This is a genomic window from Pauljensenia sp. UMB6358, from assembly GCF_030216865.1.
Taxonomy (GTDB): Bacteria; Actinomycetota; Actinomycetes; order Actinomycetales; family Actinomycetaceae; genus Pauljensenia; species Pauljensenia turicensis_A.
Map to the genome: position 1 here is coordinate 84,904 of NZ_JASOMS010000004.1, position 20,882 is coordinate 105,785.

At 56.1% G+C, this 20,882-nt stretch carries 18 protein-coding genes; 11 read left to right on the forward strand and 7 right to left on the reverse strand.

The features are described from left to right. Nucleotides 1-299: 299 nt before the first annotated feature. The gene (locus QP381_RS04225) at nt 300-2,402 is read right to left on the reverse strand and encodes an LPXTG cell wall anchor domain-containing protein (RefSeq protein WP_103632359.1); all 2,103 of its coding nucleotides are present in this window, start codon (nt 2,400-2,402) and stop codon (nt 300-302) included. Between the two features lie 180 nt (nt 2,403-2,582). Between QP381_RS04225 and QP381_RS04230 the strand changes: the two genes are divergently transcribed. The 4 genes from QP381_RS04230 to QP381_RS04245 all read left to right on the forward strand — a co-directional run bounded on the left by QP381_RS04230 (nt 2,583) and on the right by QP381_RS04245 (nt 5,655). Then, nucleotides 2,583-3,167: a hypothetical protein gene (locus QP381_RS04230; protein ID WP_285067936.1), complete on the forward strand. Its 585-nt coding sequence runs from the start codon at nt 2,583-2,585 to the stop codon at nt 3,165-3,167. A 318-nt stretch (nt 3,168-3,485) separates the two neighbouring features. Continuing rightward, entirely contained in the window at nt 3,486-4,616 is a 1,131-nt protein-coding gene (gene dapE / locus QP381_RS04235) for a succinyl-diaminopimelate desuccinylase (protein ID WP_285067937.1), read from the forward strand. 46 nt (nt 4,617-4,662) lie between these two features. Beyond that, a complete protein-coding gene (locus QP381_RS04240; protein WP_285067938.1) occupies nt 4,663-5,391 on the forward strand; it encodes a TIGR00730 family Rossman fold protein in 729 nt (242 codons plus the stop codon). A gap of 99 nt (nt 5,392-5,490) precedes the next feature. Continuing rightward, nucleotides 5,491-5,655, forward strand: coding sequence for a DUF3117 domain-containing protein (locus tag QP381_RS04245; protein ID WP_006680905.1), 165 nt, complete (start codon nt 5,491-5,493; stop codon nt 5,653-5,655). A 65-nt stretch (nt 5,656-5,720) separates the two neighbouring features. Here the strand turns inward: QP381_RS04245 and QP381_RS04250 are convergent, their stop codons facing one another. The 4 genes from QP381_RS04250 to QP381_RS04265 form a co-directional block, all read right to left on the reverse strand. Next, a complete protein-coding gene (locus QP381_RS04250) occupies nt 5,721-6,350 on the reverse strand; it encodes an O-methyltransferase (protein ID WP_006680906.1) in 630 nt (209 codons plus the stop codon). 189 nt (nt 6,351-6,539) lie between these two features. Beyond that, complete coding sequence (locus QP381_RS04255; protein WP_285067940.1) at nt 6,540-7,670, reverse strand: Mrp/NBP35 family ATP-binding protein; 1,131 nt, start codon at nt 7,668-7,670, stop codon at nt 6,540-6,542. 233 nt (nt 7,671-7,903) lie between these two features. Further along, on the reverse strand, nt 7,904-8,482 hold the full coding sequence (locus tag QP381_RS04260) for a DUF1003 domain-containing protein (protein ID WP_285067942.1): 579 nt from the start codon (nt 8,480-8,482) through the stop codon (nt 7,904-7,906). Then, nucleotides 8,475-9,764 (reverse strand): magnesium transporter MgtE N-terminal domain-containing protein, encoded by a 1,290-nt coding sequence (locus tag QP381_RS04265; protein ID WP_040318376.1) that lies wholly within the window; start codon nt 9,762-9,764, stop codon nt 8,475-8,477. The genes QP381_RS04260 and QP381_RS04265 overlap by 8 nt, the downstream gene beginning before the upstream one ends. A gap of 95 nt (nt 9,765-9,859) precedes the next feature. Between QP381_RS04265 and QP381_RS04270 the strand changes: the two genes are divergently transcribed. Beyond that, on the forward strand, nt 9,860-10,639 hold the full coding sequence (locus tag QP381_RS04270) for a general stress protein (RefSeq protein WP_006680910.1): 780 nt from the start codon (nt 9,860-9,862) through the stop codon (nt 10,637-10,639). Nucleotides 10,640-10,725: 86 nt separating this feature from the next. On the opposite strand, the gene QP381_RS04275 is transcribed toward QP381_RS04270, so the two are convergent. Both QP381_RS04275 and QP381_RS04280 read right to left on the reverse strand, forming a co-directional pair. After that, entirely contained in the window at nt 10,726-12,447 is a 1,722-nt protein-coding gene (locus tag QP381_RS04275; RefSeq protein WP_285067944.1) for a hypothetical protein, read from the reverse strand. A 280-nt stretch (nt 12,448-12,727) separates the two neighbouring features. Continuing rightward, nucleotides 12,728-14,275, reverse strand: coding sequence for an aminopeptidase P family protein (locus tag QP381_RS04280; protein ID WP_442953399.1), 1,548 nt, complete (start codon nt 14,273-14,275; stop codon nt 12,728-12,730). Nucleotides 14,276-14,322: 47 nt separating this feature from the next. On the opposite strand from QP381_RS04280, the gene QP381_RS04285 reads away from it, so the two are divergent. From QP381_RS04285 to QP381_RS04310, 6 genes are all read left to right on the forward strand, one after another. Beyond that, nucleotides 14,323-15,168 carry a PHP domain-containing protein gene (locus QP381_RS04285; protein WP_219585678.1) on the forward strand — a complete coding sequence of 282 codons (846 nt, stop codon included), beginning with the start codon at nt 14,323-14,325 and terminating at the stop codon, nt 15,166-15,168. Then, nucleotides 15,165-15,800 carry a MarC family protein gene (locus QP381_RS04290; protein ID WP_006680914.1) on the forward strand — a complete coding sequence of 212 codons (636 nt, stop codon included), beginning with the start codon at nt 15,165-15,167 and terminating at the stop codon, nt 15,798-15,800. Before QP381_RS04285 ends, QP381_RS04290 begins: the two co-directional genes overlap by 4 nt. Before the next feature lie 258 nt (nt 15,801-16,058). Beyond that, nucleotides 16,059-18,425, forward strand: coding sequence for a glycogen/starch/alpha-glucan phosphorylase (locus QP381_RS04295; RefSeq protein WP_285067948.1), 2,367 nt, complete (start codon nt 16,059-16,061; stop codon nt 18,423-18,425). Between the two features lie 427 nt (nt 18,426-18,852). Then, the gene (locus QP381_RS04300; RefSeq protein ID WP_103632370.1) at nt 18,853-19,242 is read left to right on the forward strand and encodes a GntR family transcriptional regulator; all 390 of its coding nucleotides are present in this window, start codon (nt 18,853-18,855) and stop codon (nt 19,240-19,242) included. Further along, entirely contained in the window at nt 19,239-19,946 is a 708-nt protein-coding gene (locus QP381_RS04305) for an ABC transporter ATP-binding protein (RefSeq protein WP_285067951.1), read from the forward strand. The genes QP381_RS04300 and QP381_RS04305 overlap by 4 nt, the downstream gene beginning before the upstream one ends. Next, a complete protein-coding gene (locus tag QP381_RS04310) occupies nt 19,946-20,758 on the forward strand; it encodes a hypothetical protein (RefSeq protein WP_103632372.1) in 813 nt (270 codons plus the stop codon). The genes QP381_RS04305 and QP381_RS04310 overlap by 1 nt, the downstream gene beginning before the upstream one ends. Nucleotides 20,759-20,882: the final 124 nt, after the last annotated feature.

Genomic DNA, 20,882 nt, shown 5'->3' on the forward strand with positions numbered 1-20,882 from the left:
GTGTTTTTTCCGGGCGTGTTGGAGTGGTTTAGTGTCCTGCCCAGCCTTTGCGGATGTGTAGGGATCCGAAGGTCTAATGCCCGAATAATACGGACTTGCCATAAATAAGAGGGGGCGGCTCATACTGTGTAGTACGAGCCGCCCTCTCTTGGATGTATCCGTTGCGGATTGCGTTCTGTGTATGCCCCTGTACTATCGCGAGACCTAACAGTTGTATTGGATCTGGCGGTTATTGTCCATCAGTGATGGTCAATACAGATTGATGCATCACAGATCAGATTGACTTAACCTGCCCTTTCCTATTCAGCTCGGCGTTTTCTAGCTCCAACGAGGCCAATGCCTAGCAAAGCGATACCTGCTCCCACGGGTAATAGGGTGATGTCTGCGCCGGTATTCGCAAGCTGTTTTGCCTTTGGCTGTTGACTATCGCGCTTGTTATTCGAATTATTCTTCTGCGCACCAGACGGGTCTGTAGCCTCAGAAAGCATTTTCATAGCCTGCAGCTGAGCGCGTAGTTCAGCTAACTTGCGCTCTAGGTCTTCGCTAGATTGTTTAGCTTTGTTAAATTCTGATGTGGCAGATTCAAGAGTAGCTTTAGCAGTTTCTTCAGCTTTTCTCAGCTCAGATAGGTTCTGCTGCGCTTGTTTTAACGCCTCGTTCTTAGCTTCCCAAGTTTCCCGGGCTTCGGCCAAGTTCAGCTTCGCTGCCTGAAGCGCTTCGTTGGCGGAGGCAACAGACGCATCCTTGTCCATGGCATTCTTCAAATCAGAATTCGCTTGGGAAAGCTTATCTGTTGCAGCTCGCTTTTTCTCCCTGGCTTTTTCCTCAGCTTCCTGATCTTGTTGAAGCTGCTTATCCTTCAAATCAGCGTTTTTCTGGGCCTGTTCCTTGTTGCTCGTCGCCAAATTCAGATTATTTTGGGCTTCAGCTAGTAGCCCTTCGAATTTCTGCTTTTCCTGCGTAGCTTCTTTTTCGTCTTGCTTGGCTTTTTCTAGCTTGTTTGCAACTGCCTCTAGCTCATCTGCAGTACGTTTTTTGTTCTCGTACTCTTTTGTGGCAACATCAGCTTGCTTTTTAGCTTCTTTTTGGACGTTTTCGGCTTCGTCTGCTTTTTGGAAGAGATTCTCGGCAGTGTGCGTTTTCGTCTGAAGGTCTTGATCAAGTTGTTTGATGTCAGCTTCTAGAGTTCCTCTTTCAACTTCCTTTTTCAGAAGTTCATTCCTTAAGGTAGGAATTCTTTCTTCCAAAGCATTAACCTCAGCTTTTAGGGCATCAGCTTCCTTTTCGGCTGACTCCTTCTGCTTTTCTGCTCGCTGTTTTTTCTCTTCAGCATTCTTAATTTTATTCTGTGTCTCGGCGGTAGAATGCTTCTTGTCTTCGGCTAGCGCTTCTTCATACTCTGATTGTGCCCGCTTGACATCCTCGTCAAAAGACGCAACTTCTTGTTGTTTCTGCTTTAGATTAGCCTGGAATGTATTTTTCGTATTTTCAAGCCTGTTAATTTCCTGAAGGCTCTGTTTGTTCTCTTCCTTAAGCTTCTCATGGGCAACCCGTTTTTCTTCCAACTCCTTCTCCAGGGTTTGGACTGCGGACCTAGCGGATACTGCCTCTTCTACGAGCTTGTTATACTCGTTGGTCTTTTCAGTAAGGAATGCTTCCTTTTCTTTTTTGGTTTTCTCAGCTTCGTCTAGTTGACTTTTTGCTTTTTGCAAGTCGCTATCAATATTCGGGTGATTTTTCTGTAACTGCTCAATGGTTTTCTTGAGCGTTTTTTGTTCCTGTTCAAGCTGGCTCAACCGGGTTTTAGCGTCATCAATTTTTTTGGTAGCTGAGACAACTTCTTTTTCAAGCTCAGCAACTTTTTCGTCGGCTAGCTTCTTCTCTTGCTGAGCTTTTTCTAGCTTCTGTTGTGCCGAACGCTCGGCTGCAGCCGCTTCCTCAGCCTCTTTTGCAGCTACTTTTTGAGCCTCTTCTAGCTTCTTAAGCTCGTCAGCAGCACCAGAGTCCTTGATAGCTTTGTCCAACTTATCTTCTGCGGCTTGAACGGCTTTTTCAGCTTTTTCTTTTTTCTGCAATAAAGCTGCAGTTTGCGTTTGCAAATTTTTAACTTCGGCGTCTTTGGCTTCTAGTTCCGAAACGGCCTTGTCATATGTTTTCTTTGCCTCATTCAATAAGGCAGTCTTTTCATCAAGATTTTTCTTAGCCTGAGCAGCTTCGTTTGCAGCATCTTTAATAGCGACTTGTAGCTGCTCACGGGTTAAGGAAGTCTTCGTATCGGTCGAAGAAACTGGGGTGGAGTCCGGTGCTGGTTTAATGGCTCCGAAAGCACTCGGAGCGGCAACCGTGAAACCGATACCCAGTGATAGTGCTGCAGCTAAGCATTTGGTTGTTTTAATATTCAACGCGGTGTTCTCTCTTTCTTTGCGGGAAGATCGCGGTGGAAATATCTTACAAAAATTGTACTTACCTCGCCGTGTCAGTCAACATTTCCCGATTTCCAGTGATATATCTTGCAGATTCTTTCGGGCTAATGCCCGAAAGAATCGTGAAACAAAATCCTGCGAGTCGAAGCGAGAACACGAGTGAGTGAAACATCCGGGCCATGTCCGCTGGTGGGTGGTGTGAAGATCCCGGCCTCGTACCCCAAGCAGGCTGATCCAACGACGTGTGGGATTGCGACGCTTGCTGTGCTTGCTGCCCGTGCGAACACGGATCCCGTGTACTTGTCTTTGCCGCCTGATAAGCGTGAGCGCGCGCAAATTTATCTGCATCGTGTTGCGTCGCGCGTGGGCGTGCCGTGGCCTCAGGCGCTGGGTACGTCGCCGTGGGCGCTGGCGAAGTTGGCTTCGAAAGCGACAGGAGAGCGCCACCGTATAGTTATGCGCGGGAAGCGCTTTCGTGTGGCTGTTGATTCCGCTCTTTGCCGAGGCCGGGATGTCTTGGTTTTCACCGGGGGCTGGAATACGCCCGGGTCGGCGTGGATCCCACGGCATGTGGTGCTTGTGCTTGCGGATGGCACGGATACGAGAATATACGCGGTGTTTGAGCCTTCAAGTGGCAAGGTGTTCCGCGTGAATGCGGATGATTTTTACGCCGGAGCGCCAAGCGCCCGCGCCTCGATGGGACACTGGAAGAACGTACTGTGCGCGGTTGTGCCGACTGAGTAAGCGACAAGACCCCAAGCGCTACGTGCAAATACCTCGATGTCGCTCATGGGTTTAAGGCTAATATCTGGGCAGGTCACAGGGATATTTTGTGAAGAATTGGTCGGCGCCACACAATGAAACGTCTAGGGGTTTTCTTCGCGTCGGGAAAGAAGGGGGAAGACCGGCGTTAGCCGTTCTAAGAAAACAACGAATGTGCGGGTACGTGAGGCTGAAGTGGGGACAAACACGTATCCTCAAAGCAGGTGCCGTCTTCGCCGTTGTGAAATGTGCGATGTCGGTGGTGAAGAACACGTTGTGGGGCACTGAGAGGCGACAATCGTGACGCATTTGCGAACAGATGACGTGGTGGACCTGACCTGCGACCTCATCGATATTCCGTCGGTCAGCGGCGACGAAAAGAGGATCGCGGATGCGATTGAAGAGGCCCTACGTGGCGCCTCGCATCTGGAAGTCCTGCGTGATGGAGATGCGATTGTGGCGCGGACGAACCTGGGGCGTTCTCAGCGAGTGATCGTCGCCGGACACATCGACACGGTGCCGATTTCCGGGAACGTGCCACACGTTCGCGAAGAAACAGAGGGGGGCGAGAAGGTTCGAGGCCGGGGTTCTGTTGACATGCTCGGCGGTGTGGCCGGAGCCCTGTATGCTGCGCTGAAGCTGAATGAACCGAAACATGACGTGACGTGGGTTTTCTACGATCATGAGGAAGTTGCGGCTCCCTTGAATGGGCTGGGGCGCGTCTATCGCAATCATCCCGATTGGATTGATGGTCAGTTCGCGATCCTCGGCGAACCCACGAATACTCAGATTGAGGGCGGATGCAATGGGACGGTTCGTGTGATTGCGACGGTTCCGGGTGTTGCTGCGCACTCGGCTAGGGCGTGGCGAGGCGATAATGCCATCCACAAGATAGCGCCAATCATCGAAAAGATTGCCATGTTCGGCAATCCGGTGGTGAACGTTGACGGGTTGGACTTTAGAGAATCCCTGTCCGTCACCCGAATTGACGGTGGTATCGCAAACAACGTCATTCCCGATTCGGTGCGTTTGACCGTGAATTATCGTTTTGCTCCATCGATGTCGCCGGCGGACGCGATCGCTCACATCGAGTCCTACTTTGATGGGGTCGATGCACTCTTCGAAATCGACGACGAATCAGAAGGTGCTCGCCCCGGTGCGGACTCTGTTTTGGTGCAGGAATTCATCGAAACAGCACGTCGAGTCATGGCAGAAGAAGGCAAAGACCTCAGCGTGAGCGCGAAGGTCGGGTGGACCGATGTTGCTCGCTTTTCTGCTCTTGGGATCCCTGCGATCAATTGCGGTCCGGGTGATCCGCTTCAAGCTCATACTCAAGATGAAGCAGTTCCGGTCTCCCAGCTCCGCCACTACGCGAAGATACTGATTGATTATGTGGGGGCGGCCTCGTTGATCAGCGAAGAACGAAACTAGAATCGAAGGACGCGGTCGCCTACCGCCACTATTTCAAGGAGAAAATATGAGCGAAGCTGTACGTCACTCATACCAGCGTGGCCCGGTTGTCCTGCGCGGTAAAGCAATCCCGAAAGAAACATCGGACGCGAGGCTCTTGCAGGCGCAGGAGACCTCGGATTGGCTTCACGCAGACCCCTGGAGGGTATTGCGAATCCAAGCGGAGTTCGTTGAAGGCTTCGGTGCCCTCTCTGAAGTTGGGCCCGCGATCTCGGTCTTCGGTTCGGCTCGCACTCCGGGGAACGACCCCTACTGGACGGCCGCCTACGAAATCGGGCGTATGCTTGCCGAGCGCGGAATAGGTGTCATCACCGGTGGGGGTCCGGGTGCGATGGAGGCAGCGAATAAAGGCGCGTGGGATGCCGGTGGAACGTCTATTGGTCTTGGCATTGAACTGCCACACGAGCAGGCGCTCAATCCGTGGATCACAGTGGGTATTAACTTCCGCTACTTCTTTGCACGTAAGACGATGTTTGTGAAGTATTCGCAGGGCTTCATCGTCATGCCTGGCGGTTTTGGCACCATGGACGAATTATTCGAAGCAATGACCCTAGTCCAAACTCGCAAGGTTGGTTCCTTCCCGATTGTCCTGGTCGGTACCGAATACTGGTCAGGGCTGATCGCCTGGATCCGCGAAAAGATGATTGGAGAGGGAACCATTTCCCCCGAAGATATTGATCTTGTGAAGATTGTTGACGATCCTGCCGAAGCAGTTCGTATTGCCTGCGGAGGATGATGAGTCTTTTTCCTCGCGAACTTGTGGTGATTACAGGTAAAATGGGGACGTTACCGTAACGCGACCGCGTTCGCGGACAGTAGGAGCAAGGAGCGGCACATGGCAGCCATGAAGCCAAGGACCGGCGACGGACCGTTGGAAGCCACCAAAGAGGGACGCGGAATCATCATGCGAATCCCCAGCGAAGGTGGTGGCCGTCTCGTCATCGAACTGACCCCGGACGAAGCTTCGGCTCTCGCGGAAGCGCTCGCTCAGGCGGTTTGAGCAGATTCTTATACAGCGCGGGCGTGACTAGCATAAATGCTAGTCACGCCCGTTTTGTTTGTCGCTCAGCGCTTCACCGCAACCGCCAGCCCATCGCCGACGGGCAACAGACAGGGCACGAAGTCTGGGGATTCGCGCAGGAAGCGGATCAGTTCGCGACACATGACGGTTTCAGCGTCGCGACGAGCCGGATCGCACACTTGGTCGTTCCACATGGCGTGCACGAGCGCGACGGTGCCACCGGGGCGCAGGATGCGCACGGCGTGATCCAAGTATTCGGGGGTTTGGGAGATATCCGCATCCAGAACAACTAGGTCGTAGCCTCCGTCGGTCATGCGGGGCAGAACGTCGAGTGCACGACCAGAAATGGTACGGATACGTTCGGAGCCGATTCCGGTGCGGTTGAACATGGCTCGGGCCTGCTTGTGGAACTCGACTTCGGAGTCGATGGTGGTGAGGACACCGTTGGGGCTCATCCCGTCGAGGAGCCACAGGCTGGACACGCCAGCGCCGGTTCCGACCTCAAGAACCGCGCGTGCGCCGGTCAGGGCTGCGAGCATACGCAGGGCCGCGCCGGTGCCGGGCGAAACGGGGTTGGCGCCGAGTTCGTTTGCTGCGTCGCGGGCTTCAAGAAGAATCTCGTTTTCGGCGATGTAATCCTCGGCGTACACCCAGGATTGAGCCTTATCTGCCATCGAAGGGCCCTTCCATATAAAAGAATCAGTTGAAAGTGATGTCTAGGCATAGCCTAACGCCCTCACGCAAAGCGTGAGGGCGCCTAGTGGGGACAAAGTTACTTATTAAAGGATCCGCCGGGCGTTGGATGCCCAAGGAATCGACGTTGAGTAACTATGTCGAAGTGATTGCCCACGCAGGGCAATCGTTCAGTTCTTGATGGGGGAGACCCCAAGCGGGCGACCCGCTAGGCCTCGTTCCGTCTTGCCCAGTGCTGTTGCCAGCGCGACAAGTTCACTCGCAGCCGGACCATCATCAAGGGAAACGGGGCGTCCGGCATCTCCGCCTTCGCGCAACGCGATGTCCAGTGGGACCTGCGCCAACAGCGGAACCTCGTAACCGAGCTGAGCCGTCAGGCGAGCGGAAACCGATGCGCCACCACCGGCACCGAAGAGCTCCAACTGAGAGCCGTCGGGCTGAGGCAGGTAGGACATGTTTTCGACAACACCGATGACCTTTTGCTGGGTCTGCGATGCGATGGAACCTGCGCGTTCTGCGACCTCGGCGGCAGCAGCCTGCGGGGTCGTGACGACCAGGACCTCGGAATTCGGCAGTAGCTGCGCGATTGAGATGGCAACGTCGCCGGTGCCCGGAGGCATGTCAATGAGCAAGACATCGAGATCCCCCCAGAAGACGTCAGCCAAGAACTGTTGGAGTGCGCGGTGCAACATGGGACCGCGCCAGATGACGGGCTGACCGTCGGGCACGAACATGCCGATGGACATGACCTTGATACCAGAAGCGCCGACGGGCGGAATAATCATGCCGTCGATGACCTGCGGGTCGTGGTCGACGCCCAACATACGCGGAATCGAGAAACCGTAGATATCGGCATCCATGACGCCGACCTTCAGGCCTGCCTGCGTCATCGCGGCAGCAAGGTTCGCGGTCACGGAGGACTTGCCGACGCCACCCTTACCGGAAGTAACAGCGATAACACGGGTCAGCGAATTGGGCTGAGCAAACGGGATTTCGCGCTCAGGGCGACCACCGTTCAGTTTCTCGCGCAGAGCCTTCTTCTGTTCGTCGGACATGACACCCATATCAACCTTGACGTTCTCAACGCCCTCAATGGCGCCAACAGCTTTGATGACGTCAGCGTTGATCGTGGTGCGTAGCGGGCAACCAGCGGTGGTCAGAAGAACCTCGACGGTGACGGTGGAGCCGTCAATGGTGACCTGCTCGGCGCTGGTCATGTTGAGATCGACGATGGGACGGTGAATTTCGGGATCGATGACCGTTTCGAGCGCGGCCATCACCTGATCGATTGAGACAGACATGCTCTTATCCTACGTTGGCGTGCGCGCGGGGTCGTTTCCTAAACCAGCCGGTGCACGAAAGTGAGTGTCAAAGCGTGGGCAACCGCCATTTTCCCGCCCCCCAAAGTCAGAAGCTCGTGGCGTGCGGATATGAATAACGTGGGCGGTGGGTTATTCGAATTCCGCCCAATGTACAAGGCCACTTCCTCCCAATGTACAGGGCCACGCTTACCTCAGCGGGCGGCCTCGTCCCCTCAAACCTGCGCGGAATCGAACGAGGTGGATTCTTCGGCGGACTCATCGTCGCCCGAAGCGGATTTCTGGGAGGCAAGCAGTTCGGCGTGCAATTCTTCGCGAATCTCCTCACGCAAGGATTCGACCAGATCACGCAACTCGGAACGCACGAAGTCACGGGTGGCAACTTCCTGGACAGACAGGCGCAGGCTCGCAATTTCGCGGGTCAGATACTCGGTGTCAGCCAGATTGCGCTCGGCGCGCTGACGATCCTGCTGGGCCTGGACACGGTCGCGGTCATCCTGACGGTTCTGCGCAAGAAGAATCAGAGGAGCGGAATACGACGCCTGGGTTGAGAAAGCAAGGTTGAGCAGGATAAACGGATAGGGATCCCACGCATACTTCTGCGACATCTGGTACAGCACGATATTCGCCGTGATCCACGCGACCACGAAGATCGTCATATACAAGATGAACTTCGGCGAGCCCATGAAACGGGCGGTCGCTTCGGCGAACTTGCCGAAACTATCACCCGATGACTTGCGACGCTTGAAGAAACGGAATCCAGCTTCGCGGGGAGTATCTAGACGTTCAGCCATCAATGCTCCTTGCCATCATGCGGTCAGTGACCTCGTCATCGTAATCACGCCAGTCTTCTGGCAGCAGTTCGTCCAACACGTCGTCAACGGAGACCGCGCCCAGAAGGTGCGCGTCTTCATCCACGACCGGAAGGATTGTCAGATTGTACGTTGCCAACAGTCGCGTGACAGTTGCGACGTGAGCCTGCGGGGAAACAGCCTCAATATCAGAGTCGAGGATCGTGCCCAGCAGAGTCTGCGGAGGCTCGCGCAGGGCACGCTGAATGTGGACCATACCCAGGTACGGGCCGGTCGGAGTCTCTTCCGGCGGGCGAGTAATGAACGCGACGGTCGCAAGGGACGTGGGAATATCTTCACGGCGCACAGAAGCAAGCATCTGCGCCACAGTTGCATCCGGGCCCAACACAATCGGCTCGGTCGTCATCAGCGAACCGGCCGTCGACTCGGCGTAGGTGAGCAGTCGGCGAACGTCCTTAGCTTCCTCTGGCTCCATCAGGTTCAGCAGGTGCTGAGCTTGGGCTTCGGGAAGCTCGGAAACGAGGTCTGCGGCGTCGTCAGGCTGCATGACATCCAGAACGTCTGCTGCTCGGGCTGCTTCAAGGCCGGACAGAATGGCAACTCGGTCGTCGTCGCCGAGCTCTTCGAGGACGTCGGCTAGACGCGCGTCAGGCAGTTCCTTCGCAACAGCCATCTGGCGTTCGGCAGGCAGATCATGCAGGAAGTCCGCTAGGTCGGCAGCGCGCATATCCTCGGTCTGCTGAATAAGAGTCGCCGCAGACTGTTCCACGTCGCGACTACGCAGGCCGGTCACCTCAGAAACCGAGACGTTCAGCGTCTCGCCGGAACGAATGAACCCCAGTGCCGTCGTGCGCTGGCGCTGCACGTGAAGCTTCGAAATCACCCAATCCTTCGGGCGACGTCGCTCCATCGCAACGTCAAGGATCTTCACATCGCCCGAACCATCGTTCAAGGCAACAACTCGGTCGAACAGCTGACCAAGCACCAGTGTCTCCATGGGACGCAGTGTGAATGAACGCATATTGAGCAGGCCCGTCGTAATAATCGACCCGGACTCAATGGACGTCACGCGTGTCATTGGCAGGAAAACACGCTTACGCGGACCGACCTCGACGACGAATCCGATGACGTTCGCGGCTGATCCATAGCGGAAAATCACGACGACATCGTGGATCTTTCCAACCTGATCCCCGATGGGGTCAAAGACGGAAGTACCTGCGAGCTTGCCAATGTATACGCGTCGCCCGGCTGTTCTGAGTTCCATAGGTGCGCTGTTCACAGGGACAGCCTATGCCCTCGGGTGGAATGATAGTGGCTAGCACGTAGTGAAAACTGTTCAGTTTGTGAGGAATAAAACCCATGGCGCAACGCTCGAATGACCTGAACTTTGGCATGCCGGTAATGCCGACAGGGACCGAGGTGGCCTCATACCAGACCTACGCGGAAGCTCAGGGAGCGGTCGACTACCTGTCCGACCAGGAATTCGACGTCAAGTCGATTACGATCGTCGGCACCGACTTGCACCTTGTTGAGCGCGTGACCGGTCGGATGACGATGGGACGCGCGGCCCTGTCAGGCGCCTCTAGTGGCGCCTTGTGGGGTGCCTTCATGGGCTTGATGCTGTCCTTCGCGGCACCGAACGGATCGGCGTTCGTGTGGGTTGGCATTGGCATTCTGGGTGGCGCGCTCGCGGGCATCATCATGTCGGGTCTGCTGTATGCGATGACGAGTGGGCGTAGGGATTTCACGTCACAGTCACAGACTGTGGCGTCGCGATACGCGCTACTTGCGTCAGCGGATATCGATCGCGCGTTCCAGATGTTGCAGAAGACGCCGGGTAATCAGATGCGTCCGAAGCTGCGTCGAGTCCGCCCAGAATCCACCGGCCCGACCGAATACGGGTCGCGCCCGGACGAAAAGCCTCGTTTCGGTGTCCGCTTGAGTCATGCCTCTGCGTCTTCCGCATCTTCCGCTTCGGGGAACGAGGCCGATCCTGCTTCCTCAGACTCTCTTTCTTCCGAAGGATCGGAGCCTACTCGCGGTGGAGCCCACCCTGGCCAGCCCGCAGATGAAAAGGCTGATTCCAACGACGCAGACGATTCCAAGCCAGTGTATGGACGCCATCGGGCAGACGACTGAACAGCAAGGTGGGGAGCAGGCAATGCCTGCTCCCCACCAGTGCGTCTGATCCGGTTAGTTGCACTATCGATCAGTCAAGTAATGACTCAGTTGCGCTGTTTACGCGAAGCGAATGAGTTCACTCCCATCAGTGATGCTCCTGCAAGGAAGGTTGCAAGGGTTGTCACCAAGGCGGTGTACGTGTCTGCGCCGGTACGTGCGAGCTTTCCGCTCTTGGATGCTTGAGCGGACGTAGCGTTTGCCTGCTGAGCGTTAGCTACTCCAGATGGTTCTGTCACGGTGGTGCCCGTGGCTGGCTTCTCGCCCTTTTCGTAGAAGACAACAAGGGTTGTGCCGGTTTGAAGGTTTGCTGCAGTTGCAGTGAACACGACGCGTTGCTTCCCAGAAGAATCGCGCAGGACCTTTGCGAGCTGCAGGGAACCGTCGTCAGAGCCGTAGAGGAAATTCGTTGGCAGGTAGCCGGGGAAGTCCTTCACCAGCGGATCGGACAGTGGAATATTCATGTACTGACCGTCAACCACGGGAAGTATTTCCGTGATCGGGTTCTGTGCTTCATCGGTGAAGTATTCCTTGAGAAGAGGCGAGACACCACCGTCAGTGGGGTGTGCGTACATGACCTTGACTTTAAAGGCGCGCTTCGGGTCGAGTTTGACCTCATTCAGTCCTTTGAGTGCGGATTGCAGGGCATCAGTCAACTGTTGCACCTTCTGCTCGTCCATGTACTGCGGAGCCGTGAAAATTTCAGCTGCGGTTGCTTCGATAGCTGCGTGAAGGGCCTCGATCCCGTCCTTGCTGAACGTGTATCCGTCCTTCGGAGTCTTCGCCACTGCCTGGTCGTAGAGAGCCTTCAAAGCATCAAGATTCACTTGGGTGAACGGTTCGGTTTGAAGACCATCGATCGCGGCTCGCAATGCCTTTTCGCTCTCGTCGAATGCGCGGTGCGTGACAAGCGGTGAACCGTCGGCAGGAACCTTAATGGTGGTCAGATCTTTCAAGCTGACAAGCTGTTCTGCCTTTGCCAGAGCAGAGTTCAGTGCGTCGAAGGAATCCTTGGTGTAGCGAGTGGCGTTGGCTCCGTTTTGGTCAATCTTTTTCTGTGCTTCAGTGATTAAGGATTTCAGCCCGTCGCGCTCGTAGGGGAGTGGGAGAAGTTCGGCGTACGTTTCGTTGAGCTTTGTACGCATTGCTTCGATCTCTTCGATCGACGGCGGGTTCTCCGCCTTCTTGGCGTTCTCTACGAAAGCGCGTGCTTCGTCGTTGATGCGCAGATATGCATCAGCCGTTGTAGGGTCGAGCTTGATGCCGTCGTTCAGTGCTGCCTGGTATTCGTTCCAGTGCTCTGCAATTGCTCCTTCAAGGTAGCTGGTGTCGACTTCAGCGGTTTTTGCAGGAACCGGGATGTCGAAGCTCTTATCTTTCAAGACAAGCTTCACCTTGTCGCCTTTGACCTGGATTGACTGATCAAGCTGGAAGATCGTTTTGTCGTACTTACCGGGCTTAGTGTCTTCCGGAGACACGAGCAGAGGGATGGTCACGTACTCGTTGTACTTGACCTTGTTGCTGTCCGAACGCAGGTACGTCTTGTTGTCAACATCTTCAAGACCAAGATCTTGGACGGTCAGTGGCATCTGTAGCTCCCCGTACAGAATGACTTCCTTCGCCTTGTTCAACGGGTCAACAGAAAGCGTCGCAACGTAGACATCAACGTTGCCGTCGTCCAACTTGACTACGGTCTTTTTGCCGTGGGTCTTGATCCACTCGAAATTGTGCTGGCCAGTGTCAGCAATGGCGGAACTGATTCCTGCCACGCTGCAGAGGATGGAAACACACAACGTCGTAACAATCGTGCGAAGAGAAATGCGTCGTTTTTGCACTCCTCGAGACGAATGCGTCATTAGGTTCTCCTTTTATGTCATAGGTAAGGCGCACCTAAATTAGCATAAGGATTGTGTTGCACTAAAATATTTTCCCCGTTCGCGCTGGAAGAACGAGTTGATATGACGCTGATATGAAAAGGCTGGTGGGGAGCAGGCGCTGCCTGCTCCCCAGCAGCGGGAGTTGAAAACGGTCAGTCGAAACTGATGATGCTCAGCTTTGCTGCGCCGCCGCGATCCATGCCTCGACGTCTTCAATAGTGCGCGGGATATTCTCGGAGATTCGCGTGACCGAACCGTCTTCGTTCACGATCACATCATCTTCGATGCGCACGCCGATGCCACGGAATTCTTCCGGAATCAGTTCGTCATCGGCACGGAAGTATAGGCCGGGTTCAATGGTGAAAGCCATGCCCGGTTCGAGCAGTGCCTCCTGGTACATCTCGCGACGCGCCTGAGCGCAGTCGTGAACGTCCAGACCCAGGTGATGGCTGGTGCCGTGAGGCATCCAACGACGATGTTGCTGACCTTCGGCGGACAGGGATTCTTCAACGGTGACCGGAAGTAGACCCCACTCGCGCAGGCGAGTGGCAATGACCTGCATTGCCGCGTCATGAACGTCCTTGAAGCGGGTGCCAGGTTCGTTTGCTCGCGCAAGCGCAGCCTCGCACGCATCCAAAACAGCCTGGTAGACACGTGCCTGGACCTCGGTGAACTTTCCGTTGACCGGCAGTGTGCGGGTGATGTCGGCGGTGTAAAGGGAATCGACCTCAACACCAGCGTCAACCAGAACCAGATCGCCCTCGTTCACCGGACCATCGTTGTCGATCCAGTGCAGGGTGTTCGCGTGATTGCCCGATGCTGCGATCGTGTCGTAGCCAAGGCCGTTGCCCTCTTCGCGAGCAACCGCGCCAAAAGCACCCTCGATGACGCGCTCGCCACGGTGGTGACCGACGGCGCGGGGGAGAGCCTTCAAGATATCGGTGAAGCCCTGATAGGTGACATCGACCGCGCGCTGAAGTTCAGCGATTTCGAAGGGGTCCTTGCGCAAGCGGATTTCCGACAGGCGCTCTTCAAGCTTCTCGTCTGCTTCGCGGGCGTCGTCTCCGGCCTTCAATCCAGCCTGAGTACGAACCTCGTTCACCATTGCTTCAACGTTTGCGTCCACACCGCGCACGATGCGCACGTTGATCAGCCCAGCGTCCTTCGACAGAGCGTCGCGGAGCGTATCGATGTGCTCGCAGCGGAGTCCGGTCTCGGCGCTGACCTCTTCCAAAGAGGGGCGGGCGCCCACCCAGAACTCGCCGTAGGTTGCGTCGGAGTAGAACTCCTGGGAAGAACGTGAAGCGCGCGGGCGGAAGTACAGAACCGGCTCGTGTGGGCCGTCTTCGCGCGGTTCAAGAACGAGGACAGAATCAGGTTCGCGCTCGCCACCGAGGCCCGAAAGGTGTGCGAAAGCGGAGTATGCGCGGAAGCGGTAATCGCAGTCGTTACTGCGTACCTTGTATGTGCCCGCGGGGATTACCAAGCGCTCGCCCTTGAAAGGCTCGCCGGCTGCTTCGGCGCGCTCGGGCAGATAGTCGGCTGCTCCACTGCGCTTCATTTCCGTCTGGATACGAGGCCCCCAACCGGAGCCCATGAACGCGCGGAATGCGTCCGACGAGGGGCGACGGCTTCGTCCTTCCCCTCGCTGAGCCATCGATGCGGGCGCTTCTTCCGCCTTGTTTTCTTGCGCTGACTGAGTATTCGTCGTGTCGTTCATAGTCTCCATGATGGCACTTTCGGGCGAAGGTCGATACTCTCAGTTTTATGCTCCGAATTGATTCCCACACTCACACCGCGTATTCAGATGGCACCGATACGCCAACTGAACTGCTTTTCAAGGCTCGCGATGCTGGTCTTGACATGATCGGATTGACCGACCATGACACGTTTGCCGGGTGGGATGAAGGTGAGGCGAGCGTCAAAGAATCGCACGTCGCGTTAATCCGAGGCGTTGAAATGTCATGCGCGGCCTCGGGAATTACGGTGCACCTGCTGGCATATCTGCCGGACCCCACGAACACCGGACTGCTTGATTGCTTCGAGAAAGCCCGAAATTCTCGCAAAACTCGCGCCCAGCGGATGGTTGAAAACCTTGCGGAAGACTACCCGATTACGTGGGATACGGTCCTCGAATTTGCGCCCGATGGTGGGCCAATCGGTCGCCCTCACATCGCCGACGCTCTGGTCGCAGTCGGCGTTTTTGAAAACAGGTCGCAGGCTTTTGAAAAGATCCTGCATCCGTCCGGTCCTTACTTCGTTCACCACTGGGCACCGGATCCTGTCGAAGCGACAGAGCTTGTTTTGAAGGCTGGGGGAGTGCCTGTTCTGGCGCACCCGAAAGCGCGTGCGCGCCAGCGTTTGTTCTCCGACGAAGTCATCTACGACATGAAGGATGCCGGGCTCTTCGGAATCGAACGCGATCACCGCGACCATCAGGCTGAAGACCGCGAGGCCGTCCAACGGTTGGCCGACGATCTGGGGCTTGCGATCTTCGGCTCATCTGACTACCACGGTTTGGGAAAACCGAACCAATTGGGTGAGAATCTAACGGATCCTGAAGTAATTTCTCAGGTTGAAGACGCAGGAACAATGGAGGTAATTCGCCCGTGAACGCATCGTCGTTTTTTGATGTCACACTTTTTGCGACGACGTTTACGACCCTGATCGTCATCCTCGATCCCTTCGGCGCGATCCCCATCTTCCTCGGTTTAACCGGTCGCCTGAAGCCACAGGCGCAAAAGAAAGCCGCCAGCCAGGCAACGATTATTTCCTTCTGCATCATCTTGGCGTTCGCCGTTCTTGGCCAGCAGGTTCTTCGTCTCCTACAAATTTCGATGGAGGCACTGAAGCTTTCCGGCGGTGTCTTGCTGTTCCTTGTCGCAATGGAACTGCTGATGGGCAAAGACAGCGATGAGCCCGATACTGGCGACCCGAACGTCAACGTCGCCCTGGTTCCGCTGGGCACGCCACTTCTGGCAGGCCCCGGCGCGATTGTTGCCGTCATGGTGTCCGTCGCGCAGGCTCACGCTTCTCTTGCGGGATGGATCGCCGTCGTGTCGGCGGTCGTTGTCGCTCACCTGATTATGTGGTTCGCCATGTACTTCTCGCTGATCCTGTCGCGTTTGCTTGGCACCGGTGGCATCATGCTCCTGACGAAGATCATGGGCCTTCTCTTGGCCGCTATCGCGACTCAGCTGGTCATGGGTGGCATCTTCGATTTCATTGCTGAAGCGGCAGTTTAAGGGTCTTTTTCCTCGAATAAGGGGTGTGTTCCTTTGGGATCTGTTCGGGTGAAACTCGGTTGATTCCCGCCGGTAACGGAAACGTTTCCGTAAAACGCGCTACACTAGTCCACGTGGGGCGAAAACTCCCACTGTGGCTCACCTTTCAAACGACCACTTTTGGCGAAATTGCCCAGAAATAGTCGGTAATCTCGTAGCCAGGGTGTCTTTGCCAAAGCAGCAAACGAGCCACGACAACATTGAACACTGGGAGTACCTATGACTCAGAACCTCAGCCAGACGCTGGCAACGCAGGTCCGCGCGGTCTCTGGCCGTCCGATCGCAAAAGCCACGAAGATGGAGCTCTGGCAGGGCCTGTCAGCCGCAGTCGTTGATCAGATTGCCGACTCGTGGGATACAACGACCGAAACCTACGCCAAGGGTCGTCAAGAGCATTACTTCTCCGCAGAGTTCCTCATGGGGCGCGCTCTGCTGAACAACCTGTCCAACCTGGGCCTTGTTGACGAAGCGCGCGCCACACTCGCCGAACACGGCGACGATCTCTCTGTTGTTCTCGAAGAAGAACCGGACGCGGCCCTCGGTAACGGTGGCCTCGGCCGTCTGGCGGCCTGCTTCCTCGATTCCTGCGCCACGCTCGATCTGCCGGTCGCCGGCTACGGCATCCTCTACCGCTACGGCCTGTTCAAGCAGTTGTTCGACAACGGATTCCAGACCGAACATCCGGACCCCTGGATGGAAGAGGGCTACCCCTTCGTTATCCGTCGTGAAGAAGCCCAGCGCATCGTTTCCTACGCTGACCTGACCGTCCGCGCAGTACCCTACGACATGCCGATCACCGGCTACGGCACAAAGAATGTCAACACTCTGCGCCTCTGGCGTGCAGAGCCTGTCGAGGAATTCGACTACGACGCCTTCAACTCGCAGCGCTTCACCGACGCTATCGTCGACCGTGAACGCACCAACGACATCTCGCGCGTCCTCTACCCAAACGACACCACGTTTGAAGGCAAGGTCCTGCGCGTTCGCCAGCAGTACTTCTTCTGCTCCGCATCCCTGCAGGCCATCGTCGACAACTACGTCGAACATCACGGCAAGGATTTGACCGACTTCGCGAAGTACAATGCGATCCAGTTGAACGACACCCACCCGGTTCTGGCTATTCCGGAACTCATGCGCTTGCTCATGGATGAGCACGGTCTCGGCTGGGAAGACGCCTGGGCACTCGTCGCCAAGACCTTCGCGTACACGAACCATACGGTTCTGGCCGAAGCCCTCGAAACCTGGGAAATGACGATCTTCGACCGTCTGTTCCCGCGCATCGCCGAAATCGTCCGCGAAATCGACCGTCGCTTCCGCATCGAGATGGCAGAACGTGGTCTGGAACAGTCGACCATCGACTACATGGCACCGGTTTCCGGCAACACGGTCCGCATGGCATGGATCGCCTGCTACGCCGCCTACTCGATCAACGGTGTTGCGGCCCTGCACACCGAGATCATCAAGCGCGAAACCCTCAAGGAATGGCACGACATCTGGCCCGAGCGCTTCAACAACAAGACGAACGGTGTCACTCCGCGTCGTTGGCTGAAGCAGTGCAACCCTCGCCTCGCATCTCTTCTCGATCGCGTCACCGGCTCTGACGAATGGGTCACGGACCTCTCCGTCCTGTCTCGCTACGTTGACTCCGCTTCCGAGGATGTTCTGGACGAACTCACCTCGATCAAACACGCCAACAAGGTTGACTTCGCGGCGTGGGTCAAGGAACGTGAAGGCGTTGACATTGATCCCGACGCCATCTTCGATGTTCAGATCAAGCGCCTGCACGAATACAAGCGCCAGCTGTTGAATGCTCTGTACATCCTTGACCTGTACTTCCGCATCAAGGATGATCCGACGCTGGACGTCCCGAAGCGCGTCTTTGTCTTCGGCGCAAAAGCAGCCCCCGGCTACATCCGCGCAAAGGGTGTTATCAAGCTGATCAACACGATCGCTGACCTGGTCAACAACGACGAAGACATCAACGGTCGCATCAAGGTCGTCTTCATCCATAACTACAATGTGTCTCCTGCTGAGCACATTATCCCGGCAGCCGACATCTCCGAGCAGATCTCTACTGCGGGTAAGGAAGCGTCGGGCACGTCGAACATGAAGTTCATGATGAACGGCGCCCTGACCCTCGGCACTCTCGATGGTGCAAACGTTGAGATTCTTGACGCCGTCGGTGATGAGAACGCCTACATCTTCGGCGCCACCGAAGACGAACTTCCCGAGCTACGTCAGAACTACGATCCGCGCTGGCACTACGAGAACGTCCCCGGCCTCAAGCGAGTCCTCGACGCTCTGACCGACGGTACCTTGGATGACCGCGGTTCCGGTTGGTTCCACGATCTGCGCTGGTCGCTTCTCGAAGCCGGCTACGAGCCCGCTGACGTCTACTACGTCCTCGGCGACTTCGCGGCCTACCGAGACGCGAAGGATCGCATGGCCACCGACTACCGCGATGCGCGCGCTTGGGCGCGCAAGGTGTGGGTCAACATCGCTCAGTCCGGTCGCTTCTCGTCTGACCGTACGATCACCGACTATGCGAACGAGGTCTGGAAGCTCGACGCAACGCCGATCGACTGATCTGGTGACGCGCTAGTTTCTGCTAGCTTCTCTCGCTGGCTTTGGCTGCGGGGGCAGGTCCGAGAGGGCTTGCCCCCGCAGTTTTCTGTGTGCGGTCAGGTGGGTGGCGGGATGCCTGCTGGGGTGTGTGCCTCTGCGTGGGGTGTTTGGGGGCAGGTTTGACCGTGTGAAGCGATATTTTCACGCTGTTTGCAGTGGTTCCCGGTTTCGTTGCCTCGTATGACGTTGTCGGTCGTGTACGTGGCTCCTGCTGTCGGGTTTGGTCGTGTGAGGCGCTGTTATCTCTGCTGAGAGCCTGATTTCGTTGCCTCGTATACCGAACGAGTAGAGCACCCACCCTCCGCGTCTGTATTAAGCGCTTGACACAGTGTCTCGCGGACTGTCATAGTATTACTGTATTAATACAGCGATACAGGAAGGAGGGGGTGTGAGTATCGATGATTCTCGACCAATTTGGGTCCAGCTAGTTGAAACGTTTCGGATCAATATCGTGTCCGGAACCTGGCCACCGTCCTCGAAGATTCCTAGTGTCCGCGAACTCGCACTACAAGCGGGAGTTAACCCGAACACGATCCAGCGTGCCCTCGGCGAATTAGATCGTCAGGGACTGACCGAAGCTGAACGTGCGCAGGGGCGTTTCGTCACCGCGGACCAACACGTGATCGATGTGACCAGGGCAGAGCTCGCCCTCGATGCAACTCGCGATCACATCACTACTGTCACGCAACTCGGGCTGAGTCTCGATCGGGCGCAGGAGTTGCTTGCTGAACAGTGGACCGACATCGAACGCACAGCACGCGAAGGTGATGCGCAATGACATCAACACATGCAGTTGTTCAGGTGGAAAACCTGACGAAAACCTATGCGGGTGGCGCGACTGCCCTGCAAGGTGTGAATTTTGAGCTCAAGCCGGGCACAATCACCGGCTTGGTCGGCGAAAACGGTTGTGGTAAAACGACGCTACTGAAGATCATGGCGGGCGTTCTTTCCGATTGGGACGGGACTGTCCTGATCGAAGGTGAGAAGCCAGGAGCCACCACGAAGGCACACGTCGCATTCCTTCCCGCTTCGGATTTCTTGGATCCGATGTGGGATGCGAATAAAGCGATTGACGTGTACTCGCGTTTCTATTCGGATTTCTCGGCTGAGAAGGCGCGTGAAGGAATCGACTACTTCGGATTGCAAGCGGATCAGCAGCTGAAGTCCATGTCGAAGGGCATGGGGGAGAAACTACAGATTGCTCTGCTGATGGCACGCAGTGCTGAGCTGTACCTGTTGGACGAGCCTCTGTCGGGTGTGGATCCAGCGGTGCGTGACACGATCATGCAGGGGATTCTGCGCGATTTTAACCCAGATTCGGCGATGGTGATTTCCACTCATTTGATTGCTGACGTGGAGCAGATTCTGGATGACGTCATCATGATGCGAGCGGGTACGGTGCTTGTTCACGCGAATGTGGACGATCTGCGAGCCGACTACGGCATGTCGCTGGAGGGTATTTTCAAGAAGGAGTACCGCTGATGTTTGGTACGTTGTTTGGGTATGAATTGCGTGAGAACGCAAAGCGGGTTGCACAAACGTTAGGCATCCTGCAGGTCATGTGCCTTGTTGCCTTCGTGGCAGTCGCTGTTGATTTCCCCGTGTTTTCAGGCTTTTCTAGTAGCTTTGCTCTGCTTGTGGCTCCGATGATGCCGGTTGCTGTTCTACTTGTTCTGGCTCAGGCGTATTGGAAGAGTATGCACGGTCAGATGGCGTACTTTACGCATTTGCTGCCGGTTCGTGGCCGTGATCTTTTCTGGTCGAAAGTGCTGGTTGCCTTGGCGTATGCGTTAGTGGCGATCGTGCTAACCCTGGTGAACTGGGGTGTGCTGGCTCTACTGAAGGCTCACAAGGCGGAGCTGAGCGTGCAGGAGTTCTGGCATCGCACCGCTGTTATTTGGGATCTTCCGAGCTGGATTGTCTGGTTCGCTGTGGTGGCTGTTGTAGTGCAGTTGGTGACGATTGTTCTTGAGGTCGCTGCTGGAATGAGCTTGAGTGCTCGCGAGCGTTGGCAGAAGCATGGCTTTGGAGCTGCGATAGTGGGTTTCGTGATCCTCTATCTGGCGAATCAGGTGGTGTCCTTTGTTGCGATGGCGTTCTTCCCGCTGATGATGGATGTCAACACGGGCGAGTTACGTTTTGGCTTTTGGGTCACGGACCTGGTGAACGCGCTGTTAGCTGATACGGATCCGCAGTTTGTCGGCATTGGTGCGCCCGTAGGGGCGGTGTTGCTGGCAATCGGTGTCGCATGGTGGGGTGTGCGTTCGATTGAGTGCCACACGTCGGTGCGTTAGTTTCGGTTTTCGACTGTCGGGCTTCGTCATAATCGACGAGGTCTCGCACAGACCTTGGGGGTAGGGCGCAAATGCGCCCTGCCCCCAAGACGTATTGCATTTAAGTGTGCTTCCAGCTCTGATG

Excerpts from the sequence above, each read along its gene's own strand:
- QP381_RS04305 (WP_285067951.1), top strand. The coding sequence starts at position 19,239 with ATGACATCAACACATGCAGTTGTTCAGGTGGAAAACCTGACGAAAACC.
- QP381_RS04240 (WP_285067938.1), top strand. The coding sequence starts at position 4,663 with ATGAGCGAAGCTGTACGTCACTCATACCAGCGTGGCCCGGTTGTCCTG.
- QP381_RS04295 (WP_285067948.1), top strand. The coding sequence starts at position 16,059 with ATGACTCAGAACCTCAGCCAGACGCTGGCAACGCAGGTCCGCGCGGTC.
- QP381_RS04250 (WP_006680906.1), bottom strand. The coding sequence starts at position 6,350 with ATGGCAGATAAGGCTCAATCCTGGGTGTACGCCGAGGATTACATCGCC.
- QP381_RS04245 (WP_006680905.1), top strand. The coding sequence starts at position 5,491 with ATGGCAGCCATGAAGCCAAGGACCGGCGACGGACCGTTGGAAGCCACC.
- QP381_RS04255 (WP_285067940.1), bottom strand. The coding sequence starts at position 7,670 with ATGTCTGTCTCAATCGATCAGGTGATGGCCGCGCTCGAAACGGTCATC.
- QP381_RS04260 (WP_285067942.1), bottom strand. The coding sequence starts at position 8,482 with ATGGCTGAACGTCTAGATACTCCCCGCGAAGCTGGATTCCGTTTCTTC.
- QP381_RS04310 (WP_103632372.1), top strand. The coding sequence starts at position 19,946 with ATGTTTGGTACGTTGTTTGGGTATGAATTGCGTGAGAACGCAAAGCGG.
- QP381_RS04270 (WP_006680910.1), top strand. The coding sequence starts at position 9,860 with ATGGCGCAACGCTCGAATGACCTGAACTTTGGCATGCCGGTAATGCCG.
- QP381_RS04265 (WP_040318376.1), bottom strand. The coding sequence starts at position 9,764 with ATGGAACTCAGAACAGCCGGGCGACGCGTATACATTGGCAAGCTCGCA.
- QP381_RS04285 (WP_219585678.1), top strand. The coding sequence starts at position 14,323 with ATGCTCCGAATTGATTCCCACACTCACACCGCGTATTCAGATGGCACC.
- QP381_RS04280 (WP_442953399.1), bottom strand. The coding sequence starts at position 14,275 with ATGAACGACACGACGAATACTCAGTCAGCGCAAGAAAACAAGGCGGAA.